This window comes from Streptomyces sp. NPDC052064 (assembly GCF_055585925.1).
On record NZ_JBVJJE010000011.1, the window covers coordinates 33,964 to 58,833 of the forward strand.

Annotated in this window: 23 protein-coding genes and 2 pseudogenes; 16 read left to right on the plus strand and 9 right to left on the minus strand. The window is 68.6% G+C overall.

Annotated features, from left to right (window positions below):
- Positions 1-238 precede the first annotated feature (238 nt).
- Genes ACZ6TU_RS27855 through ACZ6TU_RS27865 form a run of 3 tightly spaced genes read left to right on the plus strand, consistent with a single transcriptional unit; the run spans position 239 to position 2,877 of the window.
- Positions 239-1,243 carry a C-terminal binding protein gene (locus ACZ6TU_RS27855; protein ID WP_467677268.1) on the plus strand — a complete coding sequence of 335 codons (1,005 nt, stop codon included), beginning with the start codon at positions 239-241 and terminating at the stop codon, positions 1,241-1,243.
- On the plus strand, positions 1,240-2,292 hold the full coding sequence (locus ACZ6TU_RS27860) for a phosphotransferase family protein (protein WP_467677270.1): 1,053 nt from the start codon (positions 1,240-1,242) through the stop codon (positions 2,290-2,292). The genes ACZ6TU_RS27855 and ACZ6TU_RS27860 overlap by 4 nt, the downstream gene beginning before the upstream one ends.
- A gap of 45 nt (positions 2,293-2,337) precedes the next feature.
- Entirely contained in the window at positions 2,338-2,877 is a 540-nt protein-coding gene (locus ACZ6TU_RS27865) for a cupin domain-containing protein (protein ID WP_467677272.1), read from the plus strand.
- Between the two features lie 48 nt (positions 2,878-2,925).
- Here the strand turns inward: ACZ6TU_RS27865 and ACZ6TU_RS27870 are convergent.
- Positions 2,926-3,225, minus strand: a pseudogene (locus tag ACZ6TU_RS27870) (winged helix-turn-helix transcriptional regulator); the annotation flags it as partial.
- Between the two features lie 62 nt (positions 3,226-3,287).
- Here ACZ6TU_RS27870 and ACZ6TU_RS27875 point away from each other — a divergent pair.
- Positions 3,288-4,004 carry a Rossmann-fold NAD(P)-binding domain-containing protein gene (locus ACZ6TU_RS27875; protein ID WP_467677274.1) on the plus strand — a complete coding sequence of 239 codons (717 nt, stop codon included), beginning with the start codon at positions 3,288-3,290 and terminating at the stop codon, positions 4,002-4,004.
- A 238-nt stretch (positions 4,005-4,242) separates the two neighbouring features.
- Here ACZ6TU_RS27875 and ACZ6TU_RS27880 read toward each other — a convergent pair whose 3' ends face one another.
- Both ACZ6TU_RS27880 and ACZ6TU_RS27885 read right to left on the minus strand, forming a co-directional pair.
- Positions 4,243-4,881: a LysE family translocator gene (locus tag ACZ6TU_RS27880; protein WP_469551846.1), complete on the minus strand. Its 639-nt coding sequence runs from the start codon at positions 4,879-4,881 to the stop codon at positions 4,243-4,245.
- The gene (locus ACZ6TU_RS27885) at positions 4,875-5,081 is read right to left on the minus strand and encodes a hypothetical protein (RefSeq protein WP_469551848.1); all 207 of its coding nucleotides are present in this window, start codon (positions 5,079-5,081) and stop codon (positions 4,875-4,877) included. Before ACZ6TU_RS27885 ends, ACZ6TU_RS27880 begins: the two co-directional genes overlap by 7 nt.
- 25 nt (positions 5,082-5,106) lie before the next feature.
- Here ACZ6TU_RS27885 and ACZ6TU_RS27890 point away from each other — a divergent pair, with 25 nt between their 5' ends.
- A complete protein-coding gene (locus tag ACZ6TU_RS27890) occupies positions 5,107-5,634 on the plus strand; it encodes a CGNR zinc finger domain-containing protein (RefSeq protein WP_467677278.1) in 528 nt (175 codons plus the stop codon).
- 556 nt (positions 5,635-6,190) lie between these two features.
- Here the strand turns inward: ACZ6TU_RS27890 and ACZ6TU_RS27895 are convergent.
- Together ACZ6TU_RS27895 and ACZ6TU_RS27900 are read right to left on the minus strand one after the other, a co-directional pair.
- Positions 6,191-6,763 (minus strand): carbonic anhydrase, encoded by a 573-nt coding sequence (locus ACZ6TU_RS27895; RefSeq protein WP_381042886.1) that lies wholly within the window; start codon positions 6,761-6,763, stop codon positions 6,191-6,193.
- A 1,227-nt stretch (positions 6,764-7,990) separates the two neighbouring features.
- Positions 7,991-8,779 carry an MBL fold metallo-hydrolase gene (locus tag ACZ6TU_RS27900; RefSeq protein WP_469551850.1) on the minus strand — a complete coding sequence of 263 codons (789 nt, stop codon included), beginning with the start codon at positions 8,777-8,779 and terminating at the stop codon, positions 7,991-7,993.
- 91 nt (positions 8,780-8,870) lie between these two features.
- Between ACZ6TU_RS27900 and ACZ6TU_RS27905 the strand changes: the two genes are divergently transcribed.
- The 3 genes from ACZ6TU_RS27905 (at position 8,871) to ACZ6TU_RS27915 (ending at position 10,901) form a co-directional block, all read left to right on the plus strand.
- Entirely contained in the window at positions 8,871-9,473 is a 603-nt protein-coding gene (locus ACZ6TU_RS27905; protein WP_469551852.1) for a CGNR zinc finger domain-containing protein, read from the plus strand.
- Between the two features lie 506 nt (positions 9,474-9,979).
- The gene (locus ACZ6TU_RS27910; RefSeq protein ID WP_469551853.1) at positions 9,980-10,381 is read left to right on the plus strand and encodes a nuclear transport factor 2 family protein; all 402 of its coding nucleotides are present in this window, start codon (positions 9,980-9,982) and stop codon (positions 10,379-10,381) included.
- A gap of 124 nt (positions 10,382-10,505) precedes the next feature.
- Positions 10,506-10,901 (plus strand): nuclear transport factor 2 family protein, encoded by a 396-nt coding sequence (locus tag ACZ6TU_RS27915; RefSeq protein ID WP_467677286.1) that lies wholly within the window; start codon positions 10,506-10,508, stop codon positions 10,899-10,901.
- 41 nt (positions 10,902-10,942) lie between these two features.
- Here the strand turns inward: ACZ6TU_RS27915 and ACZ6TU_RS27920 are convergent, their stop codons facing one another.
- The 4 genes from ACZ6TU_RS27920 to ACZ6TU_RS27935 form a co-directional block, all read right to left on the minus strand.
- Complete coding sequence (locus tag ACZ6TU_RS27920) at positions 10,943-11,317, minus strand: winged helix-turn-helix transcriptional regulator (RefSeq protein ID WP_467677288.1); 375 nt, start codon at positions 11,315-11,317, stop codon at positions 10,943-10,945.
- A gap of 509 nt (positions 11,318-11,826) precedes the next feature.
- Positions 11,827-12,285, minus strand: a complete 459-nt coding sequence (locus ACZ6TU_RS27925; protein WP_467677289.1) for a hypothetical protein — start codon at positions 12,283-12,285, stop codon at positions 11,827-11,829.
- Positions 12,286-12,392: 107 nt separating this feature from the next.
- A complete protein-coding gene (locus tag ACZ6TU_RS27930; RefSeq protein ID WP_469551856.1) occupies positions 12,393-15,551 on the minus strand; it encodes a DUF1349 domain-containing protein in 3,159 nt (1,052 codons plus the stop codon).
- Positions 15,552-15,761: 210 nt separating this feature from the next.
- On the minus strand, positions 15,762-16,529 hold the full coding sequence (locus ACZ6TU_RS27935) for a FadR/GntR family transcriptional regulator (RefSeq protein WP_467677293.1): 768 nt from the start codon (positions 16,527-16,529) through the stop codon (positions 15,762-15,764).
- 128 nt (positions 16,530-16,657) lie between these two features.
- On the opposite strand from ACZ6TU_RS27935, the gene ACZ6TU_RS27940 reads away from it, so the two are divergent.
- The 8 genes and pseudogenes from ACZ6TU_RS27940 to ACZ6TU_RS27975 all read left to right on the plus strand — a co-directional run bounded on the left by ACZ6TU_RS27940 (position 16,658) and on the right by ACZ6TU_RS27975 (position 24,447).
- Entirely contained in the window at positions 16,658-17,773 is a 1,116-nt protein-coding gene (locus ACZ6TU_RS27940) for an enolase C-terminal domain-like protein (protein ID WP_469551857.1), read from the plus strand.
- A gap of 94 nt (positions 17,774-17,867) precedes the next feature.
- Complete coding sequence (locus ACZ6TU_RS27945) at positions 17,868-19,232, plus strand: ABC transporter substrate-binding protein (protein WP_467677297.1); 1,365 nt, start codon at positions 17,868-17,870, stop codon at positions 19,230-19,232.
- 12 nt (positions 19,233-19,244) lie between these two features.
- Entirely contained in the window at positions 19,245-20,165 is a 921-nt protein-coding gene (locus ACZ6TU_RS27950; RefSeq protein ID WP_469551860.1) for a carbohydrate ABC transporter permease, read from the plus strand.
- A 77-nt stretch (positions 20,166-20,242) separates the two neighbouring features.
- Positions 20,243-21,127: a carbohydrate ABC transporter permease gene (locus ACZ6TU_RS27955; protein ID WP_469552031.1), complete on the plus strand. Its 885-nt coding sequence runs from the start codon at positions 20,243-20,245 to the stop codon at positions 21,125-21,127.
- Positions 21,128-21,288: 161 nt separating this feature from the next.
- Positions 21,289-21,627: an L-rhamnose mutarotase gene (locus ACZ6TU_RS27960; protein WP_469551862.1), complete on the plus strand. Its 339-nt coding sequence runs from the start codon at positions 21,289-21,291 to the stop codon at positions 21,625-21,627.
- A gap of 126 nt (positions 21,628-21,753) precedes the next feature.
- A pseudogene (locus tag ACZ6TU_RS27965) lies at positions 21,754-22,604 on the plus strand (fumarylacetoacetate hydrolase family protein).
- A 20-nt stretch (positions 22,605-22,624) separates the two neighbouring features.
- The gene (locus ACZ6TU_RS27970) at positions 22,625-23,383 is read left to right on the plus strand and encodes an SDR family NAD(P)-dependent oxidoreductase (protein WP_467677303.1); all 759 of its coding nucleotides are present in this window, start codon (positions 22,625-22,627) and stop codon (positions 23,381-23,383) included.
- Complete coding sequence (locus ACZ6TU_RS27975) at positions 23,380-24,447, plus strand: aldo/keto reductase (protein WP_467677305.1); 1,068 nt, start codon at positions 23,380-23,382, stop codon at positions 24,445-24,447. Before ACZ6TU_RS27970 ends, ACZ6TU_RS27975 begins: the two co-directional genes overlap by 4 nt.
- Positions 24,448-24,870 lie beyond the last annotated feature (423 nt).

Genomic DNA, 24,870 nt, shown 5'->3' on the forward strand with positions numbered 1-24,870 from the left:
TCGTGACCCGTTCCAGGGACGTACCGCGACGCCCGGACCGACCACAAGTCGGCGAGCGCCGGCGCCGAACCGAGTTCAGCGACTTAATCCCCTCTCCGCTCCACCCGTGGTGGCCGGCAGTCCCGTCGGACAGGCTGCCGGCCACTCGCGGGTGGCGATCACACCGATCACCGGGCGCGACCGGGCCTGACGCTCGCCGCCCGCCGCGGCCGTACGATTTCTGCGAGGACGACCTGCCATGACTTCACCGAGCCGCCTGGGCACCGTGCTGCTCACCGACTACGCCTGGCCCGACGACTCCGTCGAGCGATCGGTCATCGAGAAGGCGGGCCACACCCTGGTGACCGGCGCCGCCGAACCCGCCTCCGCCGAGGCGATCGAGGAACTGGTCGCCGAGCACCGGCCCGCCGGAATCCTCACCTGCTGGGCCCCCGTCTCCGCCACCGCGATCGGGGCCGCACCCGACCTGCGCGTCGTGGCCAGACTCGGCGTCGGCCTGGACAACATCGCAGTGGAAGCCGCCACCGAGCGGGGGGCGTGGGTCACCAACGTTCCGGACTACTGCGTCGAGGAGGTCTCCGACCACGCCGTCGGCATGGTGCTCGCCTGGACGCGGGGCCTGGCGGTGTTCGACCGCGAGATCAGGGCCGGACGATGGAACCCCGCGAGCGCCCGGCTGCGCCGGTTGTCCACGCTGACCTGCGGCATCGTCGGCTACGGACGCATCGGACGGGCGACCGCGGCCAAGCTCGGCGCGTTCGGCTGCCGAATCCTGGCCCACGATCCCTTCCCGCCGAAGGACGCCCCCGGGGTGGAGCTGGCGGGCCTGGAGGAACTGCTGCGCCGCAGTGACGTGGTGATCCTCCACGTGCCGCTCACCCGCGGCACGCACCACATCATCGGCGCCGAGCAGCTGGCGCTCATGAAGCCGGGCGGCCTGCTGGTCAACGTCAGCAGGGGCCCTCTGGTGGACACCGACGCGGTCGTCAAGGCGCTCGACAGCGGGCACCTCGACTCAGCCGCGTTCGACGTACTGGAGTCAGAACCGCACGTGCCCGCAGCGCTGCTGGACCAGCCGGGCGCGCTGATCACCCCCCACGTCGCCTTCTCCTCCGACGCCTCGGTGACGGAGCTGCGCCGCCGCGCAGCCGAAGAAGTCGTACGGATCCTGGCGGGCGAGCCGCCGGCCCACGCCTGCAACAGCCCCCGTGGCCTGACCGCCGGTGCGGGTGAGCGGCGATGAGTCCCGCCTCCGTGCAGGCATGTCCTGACCCCGCGCTGTCAGGCTTTCTGACCGCCCATGAACTCGCCCGCCCTGGTGAGAGCGCACGCTGGACCCCGCTCGCCGGCGGTGTCTCCTCCGACCTGTGGCGGGTGGACCTGCCGGGACGCTCCCTCTGCGTCAAGCGGGCCCTGGCCCGGCTCAAAGTGGCCGCCGACTGGCAGGCACCGGTGTCGCGCAACGCCTACGAGTGGGCGTGGATGCGGTTCGCGTCCCGGCACCGACCGAAGACCGTGCCGGAACTCCTGGCCCACGACCCCGGAGCCGGCCTCTTCGCCATGGCGTATCTGCCCCCTGAGCGGTACCCGATGTGGAAGGCGCAACTGCTCCACGGCGAGGTGGACGTGACGACCGCGGCGGCCGTCGGAGAGGCACTCGGCATGCTGCACGCGGCGAGCGCGGGCGACGCGTCCCTGGCCGCCGAGTTCGCCACCGACGACAACTTCCACGCACTGCGCATCGAGCCGTACCTGCTCGCCACCGCGGCCGCCCACCCGGCCCTGAGCGACATCCTGCACAGCCTCGCCGAGCGCACGGCCGCCACCCACCTGGCCCTGGTCCACGGTGACGTCAGCCCCAAGAACATCCTCGTCGGCCCGTCGGGACCCGTGCTGCTGGACGCCGAGTGCGCCTGGTACGGAGACCCGGCCTTCGACCTCGCCTTCTGCGTCAACCATCTGCTCCTCAAGAGCCTGGTGCTGGCCGGGCACCGAACCGGCCTCCTGCGGTCCGCCCGCACGTTGGCCGAGGCATACGTCCGGTGCGTCGACTGGGAGCCCCGGCCTGCCGTCGAGGCACGAGCCGCCTCCCTGTTGCCCGCGCTGCTGCTCGCGCGCGTGGACGGCAAGTCCCCGGTGGAGTACCTGACGGAGGACCGGCACCGGCTGTTCGTCCGCACGGTGGCATCCGCCCTGCTCCGGGCACCGGCCCCGACGGTGGAGGACGTGCTGGACGCCTGGACCACCGCGCTGACGACCCTGATCGAGTCCGGCACCGACCGGCCCGATTGACCGACGGTTTCGACGCATCCGGCGGACCCGACCGAGGAGAGACACATGCGCAGAGTCGTCACCGGCCACGACGAGGACGGAAGGTCGGTCGTCGTCAGTGACGGCCCCGTCCCGCGCAGCCGCGAATTCAGCAGCCTGCCGGGCTGGGTGTCCCGCCTGCCGTGGGCCACCGACCCCGGCGAACCGGTCAGCCGGGCGGGGGAGGACCCCACGCCGAAGGTGACCAGCCTGCTCCCGGCCCCAGGCGGCACACGGTTCATCGTGCTGACCTTCCCACCGGACACCGCGATGGCCGACCCGGCCTTCGACCCTGTTGCCTTCGACCGGGAGCAGCGGGCCGACTCGCCCGGCATCGCGGAACTCATCGAGCCCGACGGCATGCACACCACGCCGACTGTCGACTACGGCATCGTGCTGCAGGGCGAGATCGTCCTCGAACTCGACGACGGCCACCGCACCCGGCTCTCGGCAGGGGACATCGTGATCCAGAACGGGACCCGCCACGCCTGGCGCAACCATGGCGACCGACCGGCCACGATGGCCTTCGTGCTCATCGGCGTTCCGCACGACGGCGAACGAGTCTGAGCGGCAGACGGTGCTCGGCGAGCCGGTTCCCACAAAGCCGAGTCCCCTTCATGTGGCGAGGCCTGTGGCTCGTGGGTCACACCGTGACATCGGGCTCGGGGTCGGGACCGCCTGAGCCCCGGTGGCCATGGCCTCGAGGACGTCGCGCAGCTCCTCGCCGAGAGGGGTGAGCTGGTATTCGACGCGTGGGGGGATCTCCGCGTAGGTGGTGCGGGTGACGATGCCGTGGGTCTCGAACTGGCGCAGTCGGCTGGTCAGGGTGTGAGGGCTGATGCCGGGCAGGGCCTCGCGCAGTGCGGTGAAGCGGTGGGGGCCTTGCAGGAGTTCGCGCACGATCAGAGTGGCCCAGGGGCCGTTGAGGAGGGTGAGGAACCGGGCGACACCGCCACGCCGTCGTGGACGGTGCGAGCGTGGTGGCCGCCGCCTACTCCTCCGCCGCTGACCTGACCGACGCCTACCGTGGTGCCGACGGAGTGTTCGTCCACCTGCCGGTGACCGCGGAAGAGGACCGCCAGATCTTCGCGGGCAACATCCTCACCGCCGTCCGCGCGGCCCGGCCGGCCCGCGTGGTGTTCTCCACCAGCGGTTTCCCGATCGATCCCGCCATCGGTGGTGCCGCCGCGACGTTGGCGGCCGGCCTGGCCGACAGCGGCGTGTCCCACGCGGTGATCGCGCCCGAGCTGTACCTGGAGAACCTGCTCATGCCCTACGTCATCGACTCGGTCCGGGAGCGCGGTGTGCTGCCTTACCCGATCCGGGCCGACTTCCCCGTCTCCTGGGCGTCCCACCTGGACATCGCCGACGCCGCCGTCGCCCTGTTCGAGCGCCCGGACGTCACCGGTGTGGTCTCCGTCGGACAGTACCCGGCGATCACGGGGCCGGACCTGGCCGAGGCGTTCGGCGCCCGGCTCGGGCGGGACGTGGTCTTCGAGCCGATCACCCCCGAGGAGATGCGTGCCTCGGTCGCACCCCTGATCGGGGAGGGCGCAGCCGCTGATGTCGCTGGCGCCTACCAGGCGATGAGTGCCATGCCGGGCCGCTCGATCGCGCCGGAGACCTCCGCCCAGAAGCTGCTGGACGTCACCCCTCGGACCACGAGCCAGTGGCTGGCCGACATCGGGCTGTGATCGCCTGACCGCCTTCGCACGCGGTGGGTAAGACCCCGCATCCAGGCCAGGCGCCGAGCTCCCATGAGGTGCCCGGCGCCTGCGTCGCCCCGCCTTCGGCAGCGTTCAGGTGAGGCCATGTGTCCGGAGCGCACTGGTCACACCGATAGCGGAACTGTCGACACACGGGGTGGAGGCGGTGATCTGTCCGATGGCGCGGGCCTGTGTTGCCGAGCGGCGTCCCCAGATCGCCATCGATTCAGAGTGGAACGATCGCCAGTCGGATGCCGAGCCCGATGAGTGCGGAGCCCATGACCCTGTCGAGCACTGCCGAGAGTCCGGGGCTCGCGAGTCGGCGGCCCACCCGGGTCAGCAGATAACTCATTCCCGGATACCACGTCATGAGTACCGCGGTGTGCGCGGCGAGCAGTGCAGTGGCCGCCGGGACGACCGCATCGTCCGGCCCGATGAACTGGGGGAACACGGTGGTGTAGAAGATCCCCACCTTGGGGTTGAGCACGTCGCCGATGAGACCGCGGCGGAACCCGCCGAGTGCGGACAGCTCGGGCACGAGCCTGTCGGGCCGCTGGACCGTCGGCCGGCGCCGGGCCGAGCGCAGGGCCTGCACGCCCAGCCATATCAGGTACGCCGCGCCCGCGAGCCGGAGTACGTCGTATGCCGCGCGCGAGGTCGCCAGCAGCGTGGCGAGCCCGAGGACGGAGCCCGCTGCCCAAAGGACTTTGCCGAGCGTCAAGCCGACCGTGGCGGCGACCGCGGCACGCTGACCGCCCTGTCGCGCGCAGCCGAGCACGACCGTGAGATTGGCGCCCGGAGTCGCGGCAAGGACAAGGCACAGCGCGACGAAGGAGCCCAGCTGGGCCCAGCTGAGCCCTAGCACGCCGGCTCACCGCCCCCGGCTGCCCGCCCGACCGCCCTCACCGGCTCTTCAGGTGACGGTTCGCGTGGCGGCGCAGGCCCGTCCTTGAGGAGGTCCCCGGCCAGCAGCACGCGGCGGCGGCCGCACGCGCAACGCTGGTAGCGCACCCAGCCCAGGGAGGTCGAGTGCTTCGACAAGGTGAGGAAGAGGCATGGAGTCATGCCGCGAGCGTGATGCAATGAGTAAATGCATTTCAACGCTTACGGCGGCAATGCGGCCCTGCTGGCGGCGGCCCTGGCCAACCTCGACGACGGGTCCGATGCCCGCACGGTCGAGACGCTGCTGGCCGAGCACTGGGTGGCACGCCCCGATCTGACCGCCCAGCAGCTGCAACAGCTGCTGGCCTGGCGCCCGCGCCTGTGGGAGGCGTTCGCGGCCCCCACCAAGCCGGAGCAGGTCGGTGCCGTCAACCGGCTGCTGACCGAAGCGGCGGCCCGCCCGTACGTGTCCACACACGACGGCCAGCCGCCGCACCTGCACTACGCCGACGAGAACGCCGACGTCGTCACGCGCGTGCGGGCCGCCACCGCGGCCGGACTCGCCCTGGTCCTCACCGAGACGGATCCTTGCCGTCTGGGGAGGTGCTCGGCACCAGACTGCCGCGCCGTCTTCGTCGACACCTCCCGCAACGGCCGTCGCGCATACTGCTCACGCCAGTGCGCCACCCGGGTCCACGTGTCCGCGCACCGCGACCGCAAGCGGCGTCGTCGGTGACCTCTTCGACGTCGTACCGCAGCTCACCGACGAGATCAGGGCCACGCATGCCTGATCACGGCCAACTGCCGCACATCTCCAGGGGAGACCTGTTCCGGGAGAACATCCGTCACGGTACGGAACCAGGCAGGCGGGCGCAGGCGTAAAGCCCCCTCATGCATGAGAGGGAGGAGTCACATGATGTACAACGCGCCGCATGAGCCCGGGCTGTGCGACGTGTGCGGCGGCGACCTGTAGCAGTGACAGGACGACACCGAGGAAACGGTTCGCAAGCGGCCTGAGGTGTTCGACCGTGTTACCTCGCCGATCACTGAGTACTTCCGACAGCGGAATCTCGTGGTCGGGATCTCCGCGCTGGGTTCGGTGGCGGAGGTCATGGAACGCTCGACGATGGCTCTGCGTGAGCGGGGTCTCCGAGCGGACAGGCTCGACGTCTCACTGGTGAACGTATTGCATATCCGGGAGCGCGATGGTGAAGAAATCCGGATCAACCGACTCCGCCGAAATTTCGACGTGGTGCGAATGCCCCGGCGGAGTCGGTCGAACGAACATCAGGTCACGCGGAAGGCGCTCCGGTGAGCACTTCCACCCGACCGGAGTCGAGCGAGTAATAGGCGCTGACCACCGCCAGGGACCCCTTCTTCACGAGCGGGCCGAGATCCCTGTTGGACCGCAGGGCGGCCGAGGTCTGCTTGACGTGGATTCGGGTCATGGCATCCACCGGGTCGTCATGCTTTTCCTTGACGGTCTCCTTGTACGCCGGGCGCAGCGCGTCGGCGATCGACTGGAGGTTGCCGGGGAGCTTCTTTCCGTCGCGCATGGCCTCGTACGACGCCTTGACGGCACCACAGCGCTGGTGGCCGAGGACGACGATCAGGGGAGTTCCGGAGGTCATGGGCCCGTACTCGACGGAACCGGTGACCACCGAGTCGACGACCTGGCCGCCGGTGCGCATCACGAACAGATCGCCGAGTCCGGTGTCGAAGAGCAGTTCCGGCGGTACCCGGGAATCGATGCACGAAAGGATCACTCCGAAAGGATCCTGCTCCGCAGCCACGAATTCCCGCCGCTCGGGGTCCCGGTCGGGATGCTTGAGGTCGCCCTCCTGCCAGCGCTTGTTGCCGTCCATCAGCCGTGAGAATGCACCCCACGGGGAGGACGGGCGGGCCCCCGCAGTCGGCGGGGTGGCCGTTGCCGCTGCGTTTGCCGCCTTGCCTGTTTCCTTTGCCTCCGTCTTCGAGGAACAGCCGGAGAGGACAGCAGCGGTGGCTGCCAACCCCCCGGTGAGAATGGTTCTGCGGAGTGGATGTCCAGCTATAGGCATTGGTCGTTCTTTCTTTCACTCTCACGCCGGATTCCCCCCGAGCGCATTGAGACACCTCGTTATATCAGGGGATAGGTAGCGCGATGTAAAAGGCCGATGGGTGGCTTCGCGCTGAAATTATGGAAGACGAGTGGAAGATGTGCACGCCGTGTGGGAACTGCTGTGAACAGGGGGATCCGTTCCCGTTATGAGGTCGACAGTCTGTGAATCTTTCCGAGTAATTCCAAATAAGTGTGGTGTGTGTCACACCGTCCCATTGGTTACCTTGAGGTAACTGATTACGGACCGTGATGATGGGCGGCGCCCCCTGAACTGCCGCCCGGAGTCCGATCCCCCCGAGTGCCCGGGCGGCGGCAACGCCCCGGCGGTCCTTGACACCGGCCGCCGGGGCCGCTTCCTGAGCCGGGATCGGGTAGAGCCCCGCCCGCCCGAGTGATCCGACCAGTAGTTGCTGGGCGTTATCCCCGGACCGCGAACCAGTGGTTGATCGACGCCGGCCTGGCCGAGCGCGGAAGCAGATGACGCAGTTGGGCCTGGGTCATCGCCGCCCCCTAGATCCCCTCCGCAGGGCCGCATCGCGACTGTGCCCACCAGTCGGCCGTTATGCGGAGCAGGTACTCCGCCCCTGCTTTCGGGGACGCGGGGGGCGTACCGACGGGCGCCTGCCGCTCGAAGGTCCCTCGCCAGCATGGGGACTTACTCATCGAGCGGAGCGCAGGTGGCCAGGTCGGTCACCGGCTCCCGCACGGTGACGGGGCATCGTGGCTCCATGGACAAATCCGCAGGAGGCGTGGCGGACGAGGCACCCGGCGGGCCGGAGCGCGGGTGGGTTGCAGAAAGAGCAGCAGAAAGTAACCGGGCGTCCCGGAAAAAGGATCGCTCGCGGCGGGCCTCGGGCGGGCCCCGGCAGCACGCCGGGGCCCGCTCCGCGCTCAGGACCATGTGCTCAGCGCTGATGCCTGTTTCACTGTTCCCGAAGATCAGACTCCGGGAAGCGAGCCGTGGGCGCCGTAGTGGTCTTTGCCGGCCGGCTCAGGGGCGCTGGCCCCAGTCCAGGCGGTCGGCCAGACCGGCGGCGGTGAACGCGGCTTCCAGCTCGTCACGGCCTTCGGTGAAGTGGGCCCAGCTGTCGTAGTGGACGGGCACCACACGGCGGGCGCCGAGGAGTTGGGCAGCTTCGGCCGCCATGGCACTGTCGAGGACGATCACCTTTCCGTCGAAGACTTCGGCGAAGCGAGGGGCTCCTGCGAAGAGGATGGCAGTGTCCACCAGGGCGAAGCGTTCGGCGATCTCCTTGACCGCGTCGAGGGAGGCGTTGTCGCCGCTGACGTAGACCGTGGGCAGACCTTCCCCAGTCAGGACGAAGCCGACGACCTCACCGCAGATCGGCTCGACCTCCTCGCGCGGGCCCGGGCCGTGGATGGCGGGGACGCCCGTGACGGTGACCGTGCCTCCGTCGGGGCGGTCGAGGTCGACGGACTGCCAGTCGGCCAGGCCCGTGGCCTTCGCACCGAGACGCTGGCCGCCCCCGGGCGTGGTGAGGGTGAGGGGTACGTCGGCAAGCAGGGCCCGGCCGGAAGCGTCCAGGTTGTCGGCGTGTTCGTCGTGGGAGAGGAGCACCACGTCGATGGGGCCGAGGTCGGCGGGCGCGCCGGCGGAAGGCGCGGTCTTGGTCAGGATCACGGCGGGCGCCTGGAAGTCGCCGGGACCGTCGAAGGTCGGGTCGGTCAGGAAACGCAGGCCGCCGTACTCGAAGAGCGCGGTCGGGCCGCCGAAGACGCGGACCGCGAACTGGTCGGTCACGGAAGAGAGAGAAGGCACGAAGAAAACACCTCACGGATAGATATCGCTTGAACCGTGAGGCGACCGTAGCGGTTTCTCACGGAAGCGTGCAAGCCGTACCATGAGGGGTATGGAGGAGTCCGTGATCGAAGAGCCTGCCCTGCCGCCCGCACAGGGAGAGGAAGAGCACCTTTCCCTCGCTCTTGCCAACAGCGCGGTCGCGATGGCCGGTGGGCATACGGTTGATCGCTTGGGCACTCCTGCGCAGGCCAACCGGTGGCTGACGGAGCGGGGTCTCGCACCGGTCGACGCGGGCATGCTGGAAATGTGTGCGTCACAGTTGCGCTCGATGCGCGAACAGATCAGGTCGCTGTTCGCCGCCCGCGCCGCTGGGTTTCCCGCCCTTCCGGCCGCTGTCACGGCCATCAATGACGCGATGACTCGCGTCCCCACAGCCCCGCTGTTGCAGTGGGACGAAAAAACCGGCCCCTACCGCGCCGCCCCCCACCCCACCACCCAGATCGTCGACCACGCCCTGGCCACCCTCGCCGCCGACGCTGCCGATCTGCTCACCTCCCTCGACGCCGAGCGCCTCACCGCCTGCGGCTCCCCTCCCTGTAACCGCTACCTGCTCCGCCAGGGTCGCCGCCAGTGGTGCTCCACTCGCTGCGGCGACCGCGCCCGCGCCGCCCGCGCCTACGCCCGCCGTACCCAGCCCGGGCAGACCGCATGACGAGACCGCCTGAGGAGAGGTGCCCCTTCTCGGGCGGGCTCGATCCCGGCGGCAGAGCAGAGCCTCTCTTCAGGCTTATCGGGCCGGCGTCGCCGTGCGGAGACGGCTCCTCCGCGTCATTGCGGGAGCTGTTCTGCGAGACATCAGGTTCGACGCGACAACTACCGCCTGATCAGCGGCTGTTGCATAGCTGCTGACAGCGGTGCACAAGGTGACACACGGCGGCCATGTGAGAGCTTGGTCACCGCCCCCATCTCGAGCAACTCTTCGTAGAGAAGGCCGAGCTGGCGGCGTACTTGGGGCCGTTCCCGCACTTGACGGCAAGCCGAAGCAGGCGCTCGCAAGGGGCGGCCCGGTGCCATGCAGGCCCTCTACTCTCAGGCAACACCCTGAAGGGGAGTGTGGCGTACGTCACGTCATCCCATTGGTTACGTTGAGGTGACCGGTTACCGATGGTGAGTATGGAGGTGCAGCAGGACGAACTCACCTAAGGAGAGGGGTCGACCATGGGGTCCACCACCGCGCTGCGGATCGCCCGGCAGTACGCCGACGCGGTCTCCGCCAAGGACTTCGCCACCGTCACGGGCTTGTTCACCGATGACATCGTGTGGCACCAGCCGGGCAACAACCGCTTCTCCGGTACACATCGCGGTGCGGCTGCCATCGGCGAGATGTTCAGCGGCATGATGACGGTCACCGGCGGAACATTCGCGCTGGAGCCGACTATGGAGCCCATGGCGAACGGCTCGCTGGTCGCGGCACCTGTCCACTTCTCGGCCAAGCGTGACGGCGTGGAGATGGAGATGAACGGCGTCGACCTGCTGCGGATCGAGGGCGAGCGCGTCGCGGAGGTCTGGCTCTTCTCGGCGGGCCAGCAGGGCGAGGACGACTTTTGGGGCAATACCTGAGGGCGGGTCCGCCGAAATCTGACCGCCGTCTTTGATCCACCCGAGTCGCGCACGTCGCGCCTCGCATCCGCTGTAACAGTGTGTCGTACTGCCCCTATGTCGGGGGCGTAAGGAGCGAGTGGCTATGACCAGCAAGAACATCGACATCGCGCGTGAGTACTTCCAGGCCGTACAGACGGGTGACCTGGCCAAGGTGGGCGAGCTTCTGGATGAGGAGGTCGTCTGGCGTCAGCCGGGCGCCAACCGGTTCTCCGGTGAACACAAGGGGCGCGACGCCGTCTTCGCGATGCTCGGCGGGATGATGGAGGCCAGTCAGGGCTCCTTCGCCATCGACACGATCCACGCTCTCATGGGTAACGGCGACACGGTGGCCGCCTCCATTCACTTCGCCGGCCGGCGCGAGGGCGCGTCCATGAGCATGGACGGCGTGGATGTTCTGCGCCTCAGAGACGGCAAGATCGTCGAGATGTGGCTGTTCTCCGGCGACCAGATGGCCGAGGACGCCTTCTGGGGGGAGTAGGCCGTCCGCATCCTTCCCAGGCGAAAGTCGCGCCTGACGAGTCATGGTCGCTGGCGGGCGTCGTAGCTCTCGCGTGCCGCGAGTACCTCGCTGAAGTGTTCCTCGGCCCAGAGGCCCAGTGCCTGAAGCGGGACATACAAGGTGCGCCCCAGTGCGGTCAACTCGTACTCGACCCGGGGCGGGACCTCGGCGTACACGTGACGGGTGACGATTCCGTCGCGTTCCAGGTCCCGGAGCGTCTCGGTGAGGACCTTGGCGCTGATGCCGTCGACGCCGGTGCGCAGGTCGCGGAAGCGCATGGGACCTGCGCTGAGCGCGATGACCACCATGGCCGTCCACTTGTTGGCAATGCGGGCGAGCGAGGTACGGGACGGACAGGTCGCCGTCATGACGTCGAAGGCCGGAAACTGTGGCACGCCACACGTCCTCGGTGGTTGTGTTGAGGCGACTGTTACCGGCGGTAAGTATAAGGCCCCGGCAGGCAGCATTCTTACCGAGGACGTCGTCTGGCACCAGCCCGGTGCCCCACCCCTTCTCCGGCAGCCACCGCGGCGGGGTGATCTGGAGCGACTAGGGAGGTGGAGGCCTCCGTCAGGTCGTGTGCGGCGTCTTCGCAGCCGTTGCCTTCCCGGCGGAGGAGGCCCAGGCGATCAACGTAGGTCCCTCGGTTTCCTGCCTGACCTCGATTGCCTCCGACCCGCCGCAGGCACCGGCCGCTGCGGGCAGCGTCATCGAACCGGGCCGAGACAAGGCTCCATGCTTTCGGTTCTGGCTTTGGGGCGCTGCTTCTTGTACGGCACCCAGCCCATGTACTGGCTGGGTGCCGTACGTCATGTGCCGGTGGCGAGGTCGCGCAACCGGGCCCGCATAGCTTCTCCTCGAGATCCTCGAACGCGTCTTCAAGAGCCGTGAAGTCGGCAACGGGCTACCGAAACCCGGGTGCTGGCCGGACGACGACGGCGTACCGAAGCCGTCTCGGGGGCCTCTGCGGGTCGGATGGGGGTGTTCTCGTCGGGGATGAAGGGGTCGCCGTGGCCGGGGACGACCAGGGCGGGCTCGAGGGCGAGGATCTTGCGGCGGGAGGCGCGCAGGCCCTCATGGTCGTCGGAGGTGGGATCTTCGGCGGGACCGTGGACGCTCCACCAGGCGTGGGTGAGGACGACGGTCCCTTCGGCGGTTTCCGCGACGGTGGAGATGTCCTGGGGGTGTGGCCGGGTGTTTCGATCAGGCGGATCGAGGGGGAGAGCCGGTACCCGTCGGCGGGTCGGTCGTACCAGAGGTTGTTGTGGTAGGTGGCCCAGACGTCGTGGGCGCGTGCGTGGGGGAAGAGGGCTGCGTTGAGGGTGTGGTCGGGGTGGTGGTGGCTGAAGACCACGTCGGTCACCTGCTCCGGGCTGATTCCGGCGGCGGCGAGCGGGTCGAGGATGAGTTTGCGGTCCCGGTCGCCGGCACGCGGAGCTCATTTCGGAGATCGTGACCCGAACCGCTTCGTCAGCTGACGGAGAACTGGTTGAAGGTCGCGGTGCCGATACTTCCGGCGTGGGCCGTGGAGAACATGCCCGCGTCCAGGGTGCTGTTCGCCCCGGTCAGTGTCGTAGTGCCGACAGTGGTCCAGGTGGTGCCGTCGGCGGAGTAGGAGCCGGTGACCGACGTGCCGCTCCTGACCAGGCGGAGCCAGACCGGGGCGACGGTGGCGCTTCCGGTCTTGATGGTGTTGGTGTCGAGGTAGCCGTCACCGTTGGAGTCCGACGACAGGGCGATTCCGTTGCCGGGGGTGGTGGCGAGGACGAGGTACCCGGTGGACGAGCCGGCGGAGGCGATGTTGTTTCGCAGCATCAGGCCGGCCTTGGCCCAGCTGTTGGTCTTGTCCTGACGGGCGACGCGGACGGTGACGGTCGAGGACGTGCCGGCGGCCCCCGTCCGGTAGGCGGCGGAATACTCGTCGTCGTATGCCGTGCCGGAGTGCCATATATCGATGCCCGCGCTGGTCAGGGAGGTCACTCCGCCGCTTTGGCTGACGGCGGCCGGAATCGAACTGTATGCCTTGTAGGGAGAGGTGACGATGCGCAGGTTGCTGAATGTCGCGCCGCCGGGGGTGGTGCTGTGGGCTGTGTGGATGACACCGGCATCCTGGGTGGTCGCCATGGACGGCAGGGTCACCTTCGAGCCGACCTGAGTGAAGGTGGATCCATCGGTGGAGTAGTAGGCGGACACCTGGGTGGCAGTGCGGGTGAGCCTCAACCAGACCGGTGCCTTGACGGTGGCAGCGGTGGACGTGAGCCGGTCGAGGTAGCCGTCGGCGTCGGAGTCCCGCTGGAAGCTGACGCCGTTGTTCGGGGTCACCACCACAGCCGCGTATCCGGCGGAGGAGCCGTCGTCCGTGAGGTCGTTGCGCAGGACGACGCCGGCCTTGGCCCAGCCGCTGGTCTTGTCCAGGCTGTCGACCCGGGCGGTCACCGACGTGCCGTCGACAGCTGCCCCGTTTCGGAAGACGGTGCCGTACTCGTCTTCGTGCTGTCCGCCGGCACCCCAGATGTCCTCGCCCGCATCGGTGATCGTGAAGTGGCCGCCGCTCTGGCCGGTGTCGGCTGGGGTGGAGGAGTAGGCGCTGTAGGGGGAGCTGACGGGGTCGGTGGTCAGCGGACGGTACAGGGGCTGGATACCGGCGTTGTTCATGACCGTCTTGGCGGCCGACGGCCAGTTGCCGTCGCTGACGACGACGGTGCCGCTGACTACGTCACCGCGGCCGTTGGTGTTGGTGATGTTCGCGGAACTGTTGCTCGTCCAGTTGTCTGTCAGGGTCAGGGCGCCGGTGTTGTTGGTCGCACTGCTGTTCTCATGGCCCCATTCGCCGGTGTTCCGGAAGACGTTGTTGGTGTCCGTGAATTTCCGGGAGCCCTCGTCGTGGTAGAAGCCGAACCAACCGTTGTTGCTGTGGCAGTAGTTGCGTTCAAAGGTGCTGCCCGGTGACGCTGACAGGGTGTACATGCAGCCGCCGTCGGTCATCTGCTGCATGAGGTCATGTATGTAGTTGTCGGTGACATGATTGTTCGCCGCGGTGGTCGCGGTCGTGTAGATGGGCTGGTAGCTGTACAGGCCCCGGTTGACGTAGTCCTGGCTGCCGCCGACGTCGTTGGTGCCCCAGCCGTAGCCGATGGTGAGGCCGGAGTAGGGCAGGTTGTACACCTCGTTGTGCGAGACGGTCGCGCCGTTCACATAAGTGACGAGGATGGCCGACATGTCACGGTACTCCAGTGCCACGTCATGGATGAGGTTGTTGCTCAACGTGATGTTCCGGTTGGTCATCCGGCTGTCACTGGGGTGGTGCGCGTCCGCCTGAACGCCGCCGACGACGATGCCGCCGCCCGCGTCCTGGGTGAAGACGTTGCCGGACGCGGTGATGGTGCGGGCGCCGAGTCCCACGCCGGTGGTGTGGGCGTTGGAGTCGTTGCCTATGCCGAGGCCGCTCTGTCCGAGCTGGGTGAACCGGTTACCGGTGAACGCGATGTGGTCGGCGGCCGAGACCTGGACGGCGGAGGGCATCTGCTTCCAGTGAGGGCGTGCCGCCTCGAAGAGCGGGCAGCCGCTCTGACACGAGGTCAGCGCGTCCGACGGGCGGTCCCAGGTACCGGAGAGGTACGCGCCGGTCTGCTGGCTGGCGTAGCCGTGGGCGGTGGGGTCCAGCCAACTGGTGCCCGAGAACTGCAGCCCTGAGAAGGCGATGTGGGTGGCGGGGGAGGAGTACGTCCCTCCGACGCTGATGAGCGACTCCAGCTTCGGCACCTCGACGTCGGCCTCACTCATGTCCTGCCCGGTGAGCGGCTTGTAGTACAGGGTGCCGGTAGCGGTGTCGAGGTACCACTCGCCGGCCGTGTCGAGGAACTCGTAGGCGTTCTCGATGTAGAGGGGGCCGGCCCGGAAGGGGCTCGTCAGGGTGTCGTAGCCGAACGTGTTGTTGTCCCACGAGGGCTGGGCCATGGTGATGGTGCCGCTGCTGATGCCGGCCACCGGGGCATAGCGGTCGGTGAAGGATCCGATGCCGTGGATCTCGGTCCGGCCGGGCTGCGCGAGGCTGTTGAGGTAGCTCAGCGAGCTGTTGGTGAACGTGTAGCCATTGGTGGTCGCGGTCAGGTCCGAGCGGGTGACCTCGGCGCGGGCCCTGGTGGCCATGACGCCGTCGACGGACAGATGGCGCGTGTCGAAGCCGGTGCCGACGTCGCTCTTCCAGATGTTCTTGGCCGAGTCCTGCACGGTCCAGCCGGTGGCCTTCCGCGCTCCGGTGATGACGGGGTGGGCGCCCAGCGCGGCCTTCCAGGTCACCGTGTAGCCGCCTGTGCCGGAGTCCGCCGAAGTGAAGGCGAGCGGCGTGGAGAGCCTGTAGGTGCCGTCGGCGAGCTCGACGGTGATGTCGCCTTTCATGGAATTGTTGGTCGCCCGCACCTTGGTCTTGGCCTGGGTGACGGAGCACGGCCGGCTCATGGAGCAGGCGGTCCCGGAGCCGCTCGGTGAGGCGTAGAGCGTCGTGCCGGCCGCGAAGGCGGGGCCGGCCTGGACGAGGACCGTGGCGGTCGAGGCGGTGAGGACGGCGGCTGTGGCCAGCCATGATCTGAAACGGCTGGGAACCGCGGGACGGATGCGGGTTGTTCGCACGTGACACCTTCCGGGAGGTTCAGGGGGCCGTGGTGCGCTTGGCGGGCAGGGGAGAGCCCAGGGGCAAGACGGGGGGAAGGGGTAATAGCGATGTAACATTAGACGTCATACGAATTTCGTCAATAGGTCGCGCGCTGCCGACTCGGCCGGACCTGGACATGCGAACGCCCCCGGCCGGGTTGGCTCGAGGGCGAGTCGGTGGGAGACCTCTCAGGAGGCGGGCGAGCCGACGTTCGGCAAGCGGCGGCGGCTCCAAGCGGTCTGGATGTGTGCCGCCATGGCTTGCGCGGCCCCCTCGGAGTCCCGGGCCAGCAGCCGCTCGGCGACGGCGCGGTGCTCCGCGTTGGCCTGCTCGCATGCGGTCGCGTCCGGAGTGCCGTTGTACAGGAACGTCGTGCGCGCCTGGGCGTGAAGGATCCGGATGATGGAACGGCCGAGCCTGTTGTGGGATGCCTGCAGGATCCGGTCGTGGAAGGCCACATCGGTCTCGATGAAGCGTGCCGGGACAGTGGTCTCCTCGTCGAGCCGGGTGAGTAGCCGCTCGATGGCTCTCAGGTCGTCGTCGGTGGCCAGCTCCGCGGCCTGGGCTGTCATCTGCGCCTCCAGCGTCGACCGGATGTCGACCAACTGGTCGAGGACGACGAGCTGGTCGTCATGCTGGACGGTCGCGGCGAGCACGACGGGGTCGAGGAGGTTCCATTCCTCGGGTGGGGTGACGGTGGTGCCGTAGCCCTGCCGGGCGAGGACCAGCCCCTTGGCCTCCAGGGACTTGACCGCCTCGCGGACGGTGATGCGGCTGACGCCGAACGTCTCGCAGAGCTCGGGTTCGACCGGCAGGGTCGATCCTGGAGGAATGGCGCCCGACACGATCGTGTCGGTGAGGCTCTCCATGACGGCCTGCGCCAGTCGGGCCGGACGCTTGGGCCAGGGCTTGAGAACGGGAGGCTCTCCTGTTCTGCCGGTGCTGTCCTTGGCCATGCGGTTCCCCTTTGCTGATGCGGATGGCGGCGAGTCTACTGCGCGGGACTTCTTGACAGCATTCGTATGACGACTTACGTTACACGAAAATTTCGCAGCAGTACTTTCCCGTTCAAGGGGTGCAAGCCGTGCGTATTGCCGAAGTCGAGTGCCATCCGGTCCGGGTGCCGGGAGCCAGTCCGCCCTTCGTCTGGCGGGACGGACTCCTGGGCAGCCCGTCCGAGGGCGAGGCCGCGGTGCTGCGCATCCGCACGGACGAGGGGGGTGAGGGGGTGGCGATGTCCCCTCGGCGGGGCAGTGGGGTCATCCTGGCGGACCTGCTGGACCGTGTACTGCGCGCGGAGTTGGTGGGGCAGGACCCCCTGCAGCGGGAATGGCTCTGGCACCGCATGTGGGAGCTGGACCGCACGGAGGAGCTGCCGCTCTATCTGCTGGGGCTGGTCGACACCGCGCTGTGGGACCTGGCCGGACGACTCGCCGACCGGCCCACCTGGCAGCTGCTCGGCGGTTACCGCACCTCGATACCCGCGTACGCCTCCACTGTCACCTACTCCTCGGTCGAGGAGTACCTGGACATCGCCGACCAGGTCCTGGAGCTCGGCTACCCGGCCATCAAGCTCCACGCCTGGGGTGACCCCCGCCGCGACGCGCGCCTGTCGGTGGCACTGCGCGAGCATGTGGGGGATGACGTCCCGCTGATGTTCGACGGGTCGGCGGGCTTCGACCTCCCCGACGCGATCTATCTCGGGCACGCTCTCTCGGACGCCGACTACCTCTGGTACGAGGAGCCGATGAGGGAGTTCAGTGTCACCGCGTACAAGCGTCTCGCAGACGCGGTGGCCGTTCCCCTCCTCGTGGCCGAGACCTCCGACGGGGCACACATGAACTCGGCCGATTTCATCCAGGCCGGCGCCGCCACCTTCGGAGTCCGCGCCTCCACCCAATTGCGCGGCGGCTTCACCGGCGCGATGCGCACCGCCCACCTCGCCGACGCCTACCGGCTGCGCGCCGAGGTGCACGGGCCGGAGATCCCCAACCGGCACCTGTGCATGGCCATCTCGAACACCACCTACTACGAGTCGCTGGTCATGGGCAACCCCATCGGTCGCGAGAGTGGCATCGACGCCCACGGCCTCGTCCATGCCCCCACCGGTCCGGGCGTCGCCCTTCCGGCGGGCTTGGACTACCCTCCCGCCCTTCAGGCATTTGTCGACAAGGAGACTGTTACCCCGCCCCGGGCCTGATGACCGGAGCCTCAGGCCCGACCGCCTGTCTCGAACACCCCGAATGCGGCGCCTCTCACCGCTGCGCGCCATCTCCCAAGATCTGAGGTCAGTCATGAACGACGACGTTCCGGTTTCCTCCCGCCGCCAGCTCAGGCACACGGCCGTCGCCGTCCTGGGAGCCGTCTCCCTGCTCGCGCTCGCTGCCTGCGGCAGCGCGGACCCCACACCCACGGCGACGTCCTCCCCGGCGGCCTTCAAGCCCGTGGCCCAGCAGCAGGGCAGTGAGATCACGGTCTGGGCGGACGCCGCCCGTGTGCCCGGTGTGCAGGCGTACCAGAAGGCGCACCCGGACGTGAAGATCAAGATCGTCACGTACAGCGGGGACGCCAACGGCGCCAACGACCTGCAGACCAAGGTCCAGCTGTTCGACCGGGCGGGCAGCGGGTGGCCCGACGTCGCCTTCAGCGCCAATGTCAACGACGCCAGCTGGGCGTCCCAGGGCAAGACCCCCTATGCCGCGCCCGTCAACCAGGGCGTGGTCTCCCAGTCCATCCTCAAGGGCTTCGCCGACGGTGCGCTGGGCCCCTGCACCTTCAACGGCGACACCTACTGCCTGCGCAACGACCTGGCGCAGAACGTGCTCTGGTACAACAAGAAGCTCATGGACAAGTTCGGGTACTCCGTCCCGACCACCTGGGAGGAGTACCAGGCACTCGGCAAGAAGGTCGCCAAGGAGCACCCCGGCTACCTGGTCGGAACCGCCGGGGACGCCTGGAGCCCCGAGGTGTACTTCTGGGCGAGCCAGTGCCCTGCCAGCACGGCGACCGGTGCCAAGAAGGTCAAGGTCGACCTGCGGGATTCCAAGTGCACCCGGATGGCCAAGCTGCTCGACAGCCTGATCGCCAAGGGCTCGGTCTCGAAGGACACCGTTTTCAGCGCCGGCTTCATCAAGAACAAGGCGAGCAAGGTCCTCATGCTCCCCGGCCCTTCCTGGTTCGGCCAGGTGCTCTTCAACTCCACCTTCAAGATCCCCAAGGGGCAGATCGCCGCCGCCTCACCGCTGAAGTTCGAGGGCGACGCCAAGAATTACACCGGCAACGTCGGCGGTGGTCTGTGGTTCGTCTCCTCCCACAGCAAGAACCTCAAGGCGGCTTCCGACCTGGTGACCTGGATGGCGACCTCCAACGCCTACCAGGCCACTGCGGGCACGTATCCCGCGTACACGAAGGCAGCCGTCGCTTGGCTCGCCGGCCAGCAGAGGACCGGCTACTTCGCCGAGGACGTCAGCCCGGTCTTCCAGGAGGCGGCGGAACTCATCTGGCCCGGCTGGTCCGCCACCCAGTACAGCCAGGAAGCGATCTACTCCTCCACCGTGATCCCGGCCCTGAACTCAGGCAAGACCCTCACCGACACCTTGGGCACCTGGCAGACGGCCATCACCGACAAGGCCAAGTCCCTCGGATACACCGTCAACTAGCGAAGCGGACCGATGACCACCCACCTCGCAACGGAGCGGAGAGGCCGCCGCGGCGGCCGCTCGGCCCGCAACCCGGTCGGACGCGCCGGTTACGTCTTCGTCTCCGGCTATGTCCTCCTCCTACTCGCCTTCGGCGTCCTGCCCACCTGTTACGCGGTGTGGCTGGCGCTGTCCAACTCCCGCAACCAGCTCGTCGGCATCGGCAACTTCACCCGGACGTTCACCGACTACCGCTTCGGTCCGGCCTTCCTCCACATCGGCCTGTACCTGGTGGTCTGGCTGGCCAGCCTGATGATCCTGGTGGTGCTGCTCTCCCTGATGCTGCACGGCCGCATGCGCAGGGCCTCCACCAGCCTGCGGTTCCTGTTTTACCTGCCGGGTGCCCTCGCCGGGGTGGCGAGCATACTGCTCTTCCTGATCCTCCTCGACCCGGCGGCCAGTCCCGTCGGCTGGCTGCTGAAGAGCTTCGGCTGGAACACCCTCGCCCAGGTCAACGCCCCCGGTCACCTGCCGGTGCTCTTCACCGTCATCGCCTTCTGGACCGGGGCCGGCGGCTGGATCGTGGTCATGTACGGCGCGCTCAACAGCATCCCCGACGAAATCCTGGAAGCCGCTCGCATCGACGGCGCCAGTACGCTCCAGATCGCCCTTCGCATCCAGATCCCGATGATCACCAAGTGGATCGCGTACATGCTGATCCTGGCCTTCGCGGCCGGCACCCAGCTCTTCGTCGAGCCGCAACTGGTCTCCCTCGCCAGCTGGGGCATGATCCCCGACAGCTGGTCACCCAACCAGCTCTCCTACCAGTACGCCTTCCAGGCAGGCGACTTCAACGGCGCGGCGGCGCTCTCCGTCGACCTCCTCATCCTGGGCCTCGCCTGCGCGGCGCTCGTCGTCTTCCGTACCGGCCTGTTCGACAGGAACGAAGGATGACCACAGCTCCCACGACCACAGCCCGCCGAACTCCGCCGCCCCGTACCGCCGGCGCCCGCACCAGCCCGAGGAAGCCCATGCGCCGGAAGCGCCGCCCAAGCTCACTGGCCGCCCGGCTGGCCTGGCTCATCGTCATGGGCCTGTCCGTGCTGTTCTTCTGTGTGCCGGTGGTGTGGCTCCTGCTGGCCCCGACCAAGACCGACAGCCAGATCGTGCGGGACAACCCGTTCTCCTTCGGCTCTCTCGGCGCGGTCGCCGACGCCTGGCACCACCTCCACGCGTTCCAGGACGGCGCCATCCTCACCTGGCTGCTGAACTCGGCGCTCTACACGTTCGGCGCGCTGGCCGTGACCCTGGTGACGTCGATCCCCGCCGGGTACGCGCTGGCTCTCACGCAGTTCATCGGGCGACGGATGCTGCTGACCATCACCATGCTCGTGATGCTCATGCCGACGGCAGCGATGGTGCTGCCCCTGTACCTGGGGATGAACGCCGTGCACCTGGACGGCACGATCTGGTCGGTCATCCTGCCCTTCTCCTTCTTCCCGTTCGGGGTCTACCTCACCTACATCTACTTCTCCTCCAACGTCCCCTCCGACCTGCTGGCCGCAGCGCGCATCGACGGCTGCTCGGAGTGGCAGGTCTTCCGCCTCATCGCGATGCCGCTGGCCAAGCCCGTGATCGCCCTGGTCGGCTTCTTCAACTTCGTCGGCAACTGGAACAACTTCTTCCTGCCGTTCGTGATGCTGCCCGACAGCTCCCAATATCCGGCGCAGGTGGGACTGAACAACCTGCTCGCCGCCTCGCCGCTGTTCAACACCTCCAGCGGCGCGGGAAACCAGATCATGCGGCCCGAACTGGCCCTGGCCACCTTGGTGACCATCGTCCCTGTTCTGATCGTGTTCCTGTTCTCCCAACGCGCTCTCGTGTCCGGCATGCTCGCCGGCGCGACAAAGGAGTGAGGCGGCAGTCGCCCCCTTGGCGCCGCCGTATTCAACCGGCGTTCCCTGACGTCGGCGTCGTGCCAAGCCCCACGCCGTGCGGACGGCCACGCCAGTGCGCCACCAGGCAGGCCCATGGCGGGCTGTCCGGCAAGCCGCCCACACTCACCGGAAGGATCCCGATGAAACGGGTTGCCCAGACGATCCGCCTGCGGCCCGAGCTCCGTGAGCTGTATCTGCGCCTGCACTCCGCGGTCTGGCCGGGCGTCGAGGGCGCGCTGCGGGCCGGGAACATCCGCAACTACAGCATCTTTCTGCGCGAGGACACGCTGTTCGGCTACTTCGAGTACCACGGCGACGACTTCGAGGCCGACATGGCGGCGATCGGCGCCGACGCGGCCACCCAAGCCTGGTGGAAGCTCACCGGCCCCTGCCAGGAGCCCTGGGCCGACACCGGCGCCGGGGGCAACTGGTCGGACCTGACCGAGATCTGGCATCTGAGCGATCCCGGCACACCATGACGGTCGTCAGCGCCTCCCTTGCCCGTGCTGGTGACCGACCGGCTCGACGAGCGGTGACGGCCGCAGGCCGCGCATGTCCCTCTCGGCGACAGCCACCTGACAACCACCCATGGCAAGGAGACCCCAGTGAGACTTCTACGAGTCGGCGCGCCCGGCGAGGAGCGGCCCGCCGTCCACACCGAGGAGGGCCTGCTGCCTGATCTGTCCTCCGTAACCTCCGACATCGACGGCGCCTTCCTCGCCTCTGACAGTGTCGCCCGGGCCCGGGCGGCGGTCGCGGCGGGAGCACTGCCCGAACCGGACGCGGACGGTGTACGGATCGGAGCACCCGTAGCCCGCCCCGGCAAGATCGTCTGCGTAGGTCTGAACTACCGCGACCACGCCGCCGAGACGGGCGCGGCGATCCCCCCGCGGCCGGTGGTGTTCATGAAGGACCCGGGCACGGTCGTCGGCCCGTACGACGAGGTGCTGATCCCCCGAGGCTCGGTCAAGACCGACTGGGAGGTCGAGCTGGCGGTCGTCATCGGACGGCGGGCCCGCTACCTCGACGGGCCGGAAGCGGCGGAGGCCCTGATCGCGGGGTACGCGATCAGCCATGACGTCTCGGAGCGGGAGTTCCAGCTGGAGTACTCCCCGCAGTGGGACCTGGACAAGTCCTGCGAGACCTTCAACCCGCTCGGCCCCTGGCTGGTCACCGCCGACGAGGTCGGAGATCCGCAGGACCTCGGCCTGCACCTGAGCGTCAACGGCGTGAAGCGGCAGGACGGCCACACCAGCGACATGATCTTCCCGGTCGACCACATCGTGTCGTACCTGAGCCGGTACATGGCCCTGGAGCCGGGCGACGTGATCAACACCGGTACTCCCGCGGATGTGGCCTCGGCCTCCCCGGCACCCCCTACCTCCGCCCCGGCGACACCGTCGAGCTCTCCATCGACGGTTTCGGCGCCGAGCGTCAGACCTTCGGCCAAGCGTGAAAGGCACCCCTTTGACCAGCATGAGCGGCCTGTCAGGGCTCAAGGCCGTCGTCACCGGCGGCGCGTCCGGCATCGGGCTGGCCACGTCCCGGATGCTGGCCGAGCACGGCGCCACGGTGGCCGTCCTCGACCTCGACCCCTCCGGCGTCCCCGAGCCGCTGATCGCCCTCAAGGCCGACCTCGCCGACGACGCCTCGGTACGCGTCGCCGTGGACGCCGCTGCCGAGCAGCTCGGTGGCCTGGACATCCTGGTCAACAACGCGGGCATCGGCGCCGTCGGTACCCTCGAGGACAACCCCGACGATGAGTGGCACCGCGTCCTCGACGTCAACGTCCTCGGAACGGTGCGCACCACCCGCGCCGCCCTGCCGTATCTGCGGCGCTCTTCGCACGCGGCGGTCGTCAACACATGCTCCGTCGCGGCCACCGCGGGCCTCTCCCAGCGCGCCCTGTACTCCGCCAGCAAGGGTGCGGTGCTGTCGCTGACCCTGGCGATGGCCGCGGACCATGTCCGGGAGGGCATCCGCGTCAACTGCCTCAACCCCGGCACCGCCGACACACCCTGGGTGACCCGGCTCCTGGACGCCGCAGGCGACCCGGAGGCGGAACGCGCCGCCCTCGACGCACGCCAGCCCCTGGGACGCCTGGTCACCGCCGACGAGGTGGCAGCGGCCGTGATCTACCTCGTGAGCCCCGCCGCGGCGTCCGTCACCGGCATCGCCTTGGCCGTCGACGGTGGCATGCAGGGGCTCCGACTGCGCCCGGCGGTCGGCGCATGAGAGCGACGACGCTGGGCGGCACCGGTGTCAGGGTCACCGAGCTGTCGTTCGGGGCCGCCGGCATCGGCAACCTCTTCCGCCCGGTCACCGACGAGGCCGCGTCCGCCGCGGTGGAGGCCGCCTGGGACGCGGGCGTACGCACCTTCGACACCGCCCCGCACTACGGGCTCGGGCTGTCCGAGAGACGCCTGGGCGCCGCGCTGCGCGGACACGACCGCGACACGTACACCGTCTCCACCAAGGTCGGACGACTGCTCGAACCCAACCCCGAAGGCGGCCGCGGCGACGATCTCACCCACGGCTTCGCCGTGCCCGACACTCACCGGCGGGTCTGGGACTTCAGCTCCGACGGAGTCCTGCGCTCCCTGGAAGCGAGCCTGGACCGCCTCGGCCTGGACCGTGTGGACATCGCCTTGCTGCACGACCCGGACCACCACGCCGAGCAGGCCCTCACCGAGGCGTACCCGGCGCTGGAACGGCTGCGCGGCGAAGGCGTCGTCGAGGCGATCGGCATCGGAGTGAACCAGTGCGCGCTCCCCGCCCGCTTCCTGCGCGAGACCGACATCGACGTGGTGTTGGTCGCCGGCCGCTACACCCTGCTGGAGCAGGAGGGGCTTGCGGAGGTACTGCCGGAGGCCGCCGCCCGCGGCAGGAGCGTCATCGTCGGCGGGGTGTTCAACTCGGGTCTGCTCACCGACCCGACCCCCGGGGCCATGTACGACTACGCGCCCACCCCACCACATGTGCTCGACCGGGCCCTGCGCATGAAGGCGGTCACCGGACGCCACGGCGTACCGCTGCGCGCAGCCGCTCTGCGCTTCCCGTTCGGCCATCCGGCGGTCGCGAGCGTACTGTCCGGCGCGCGTTCCGCCGAGGAGGTCCGCGACACAGTGGATCAGCTGCGGCGAACGATGTCGGCCGCGGTCTGGGACGGACTGCGCGCCGAGGGGCTGCTGCCCCCGCACGTCCCCGTCCCTGCCGCCACACCGGTCGAAGAAACCGATCGGCCGCAGGAGGAGGCGAAGCGTCGTGGGGATGACCGCCATGGAGGCGAACACCGGTGAGGGCGTCATCGACGCACACCACAGCTTCGGCCCCGGCACGGGCAACAAAGAACTGGGCCGGCCGGACCTTCCTCCTCAGCTCGTTCAGCCCAACTTGCATGTCAACCAGGGCTTCCGAAGCCATCGGTCGGTGCGGCGAGTTCTTACGAGAACCTGACGTGGCGACCCAATTCCTCAGTCGCGGCAGTCCCATGGGCAACTCTGGTTCCTGAACGAAGGTATCGGCGGATGCGTCGAGAGCCGGAGGAGCCGTGAACGCCCTGACGCGGGCTTTTCCGACATCGCTGCGAACGCGGACAGCAGTCAGAGTGTGTCGGCTCGTCAGGACGCTCGCACGACGGCCGACTGTCCCTTCGTCGGCAACAGGCCCCTCGAGGGGGCCGACAGGCAGGACATCGCTTTCCTCTGGCACGACTCGCCTCG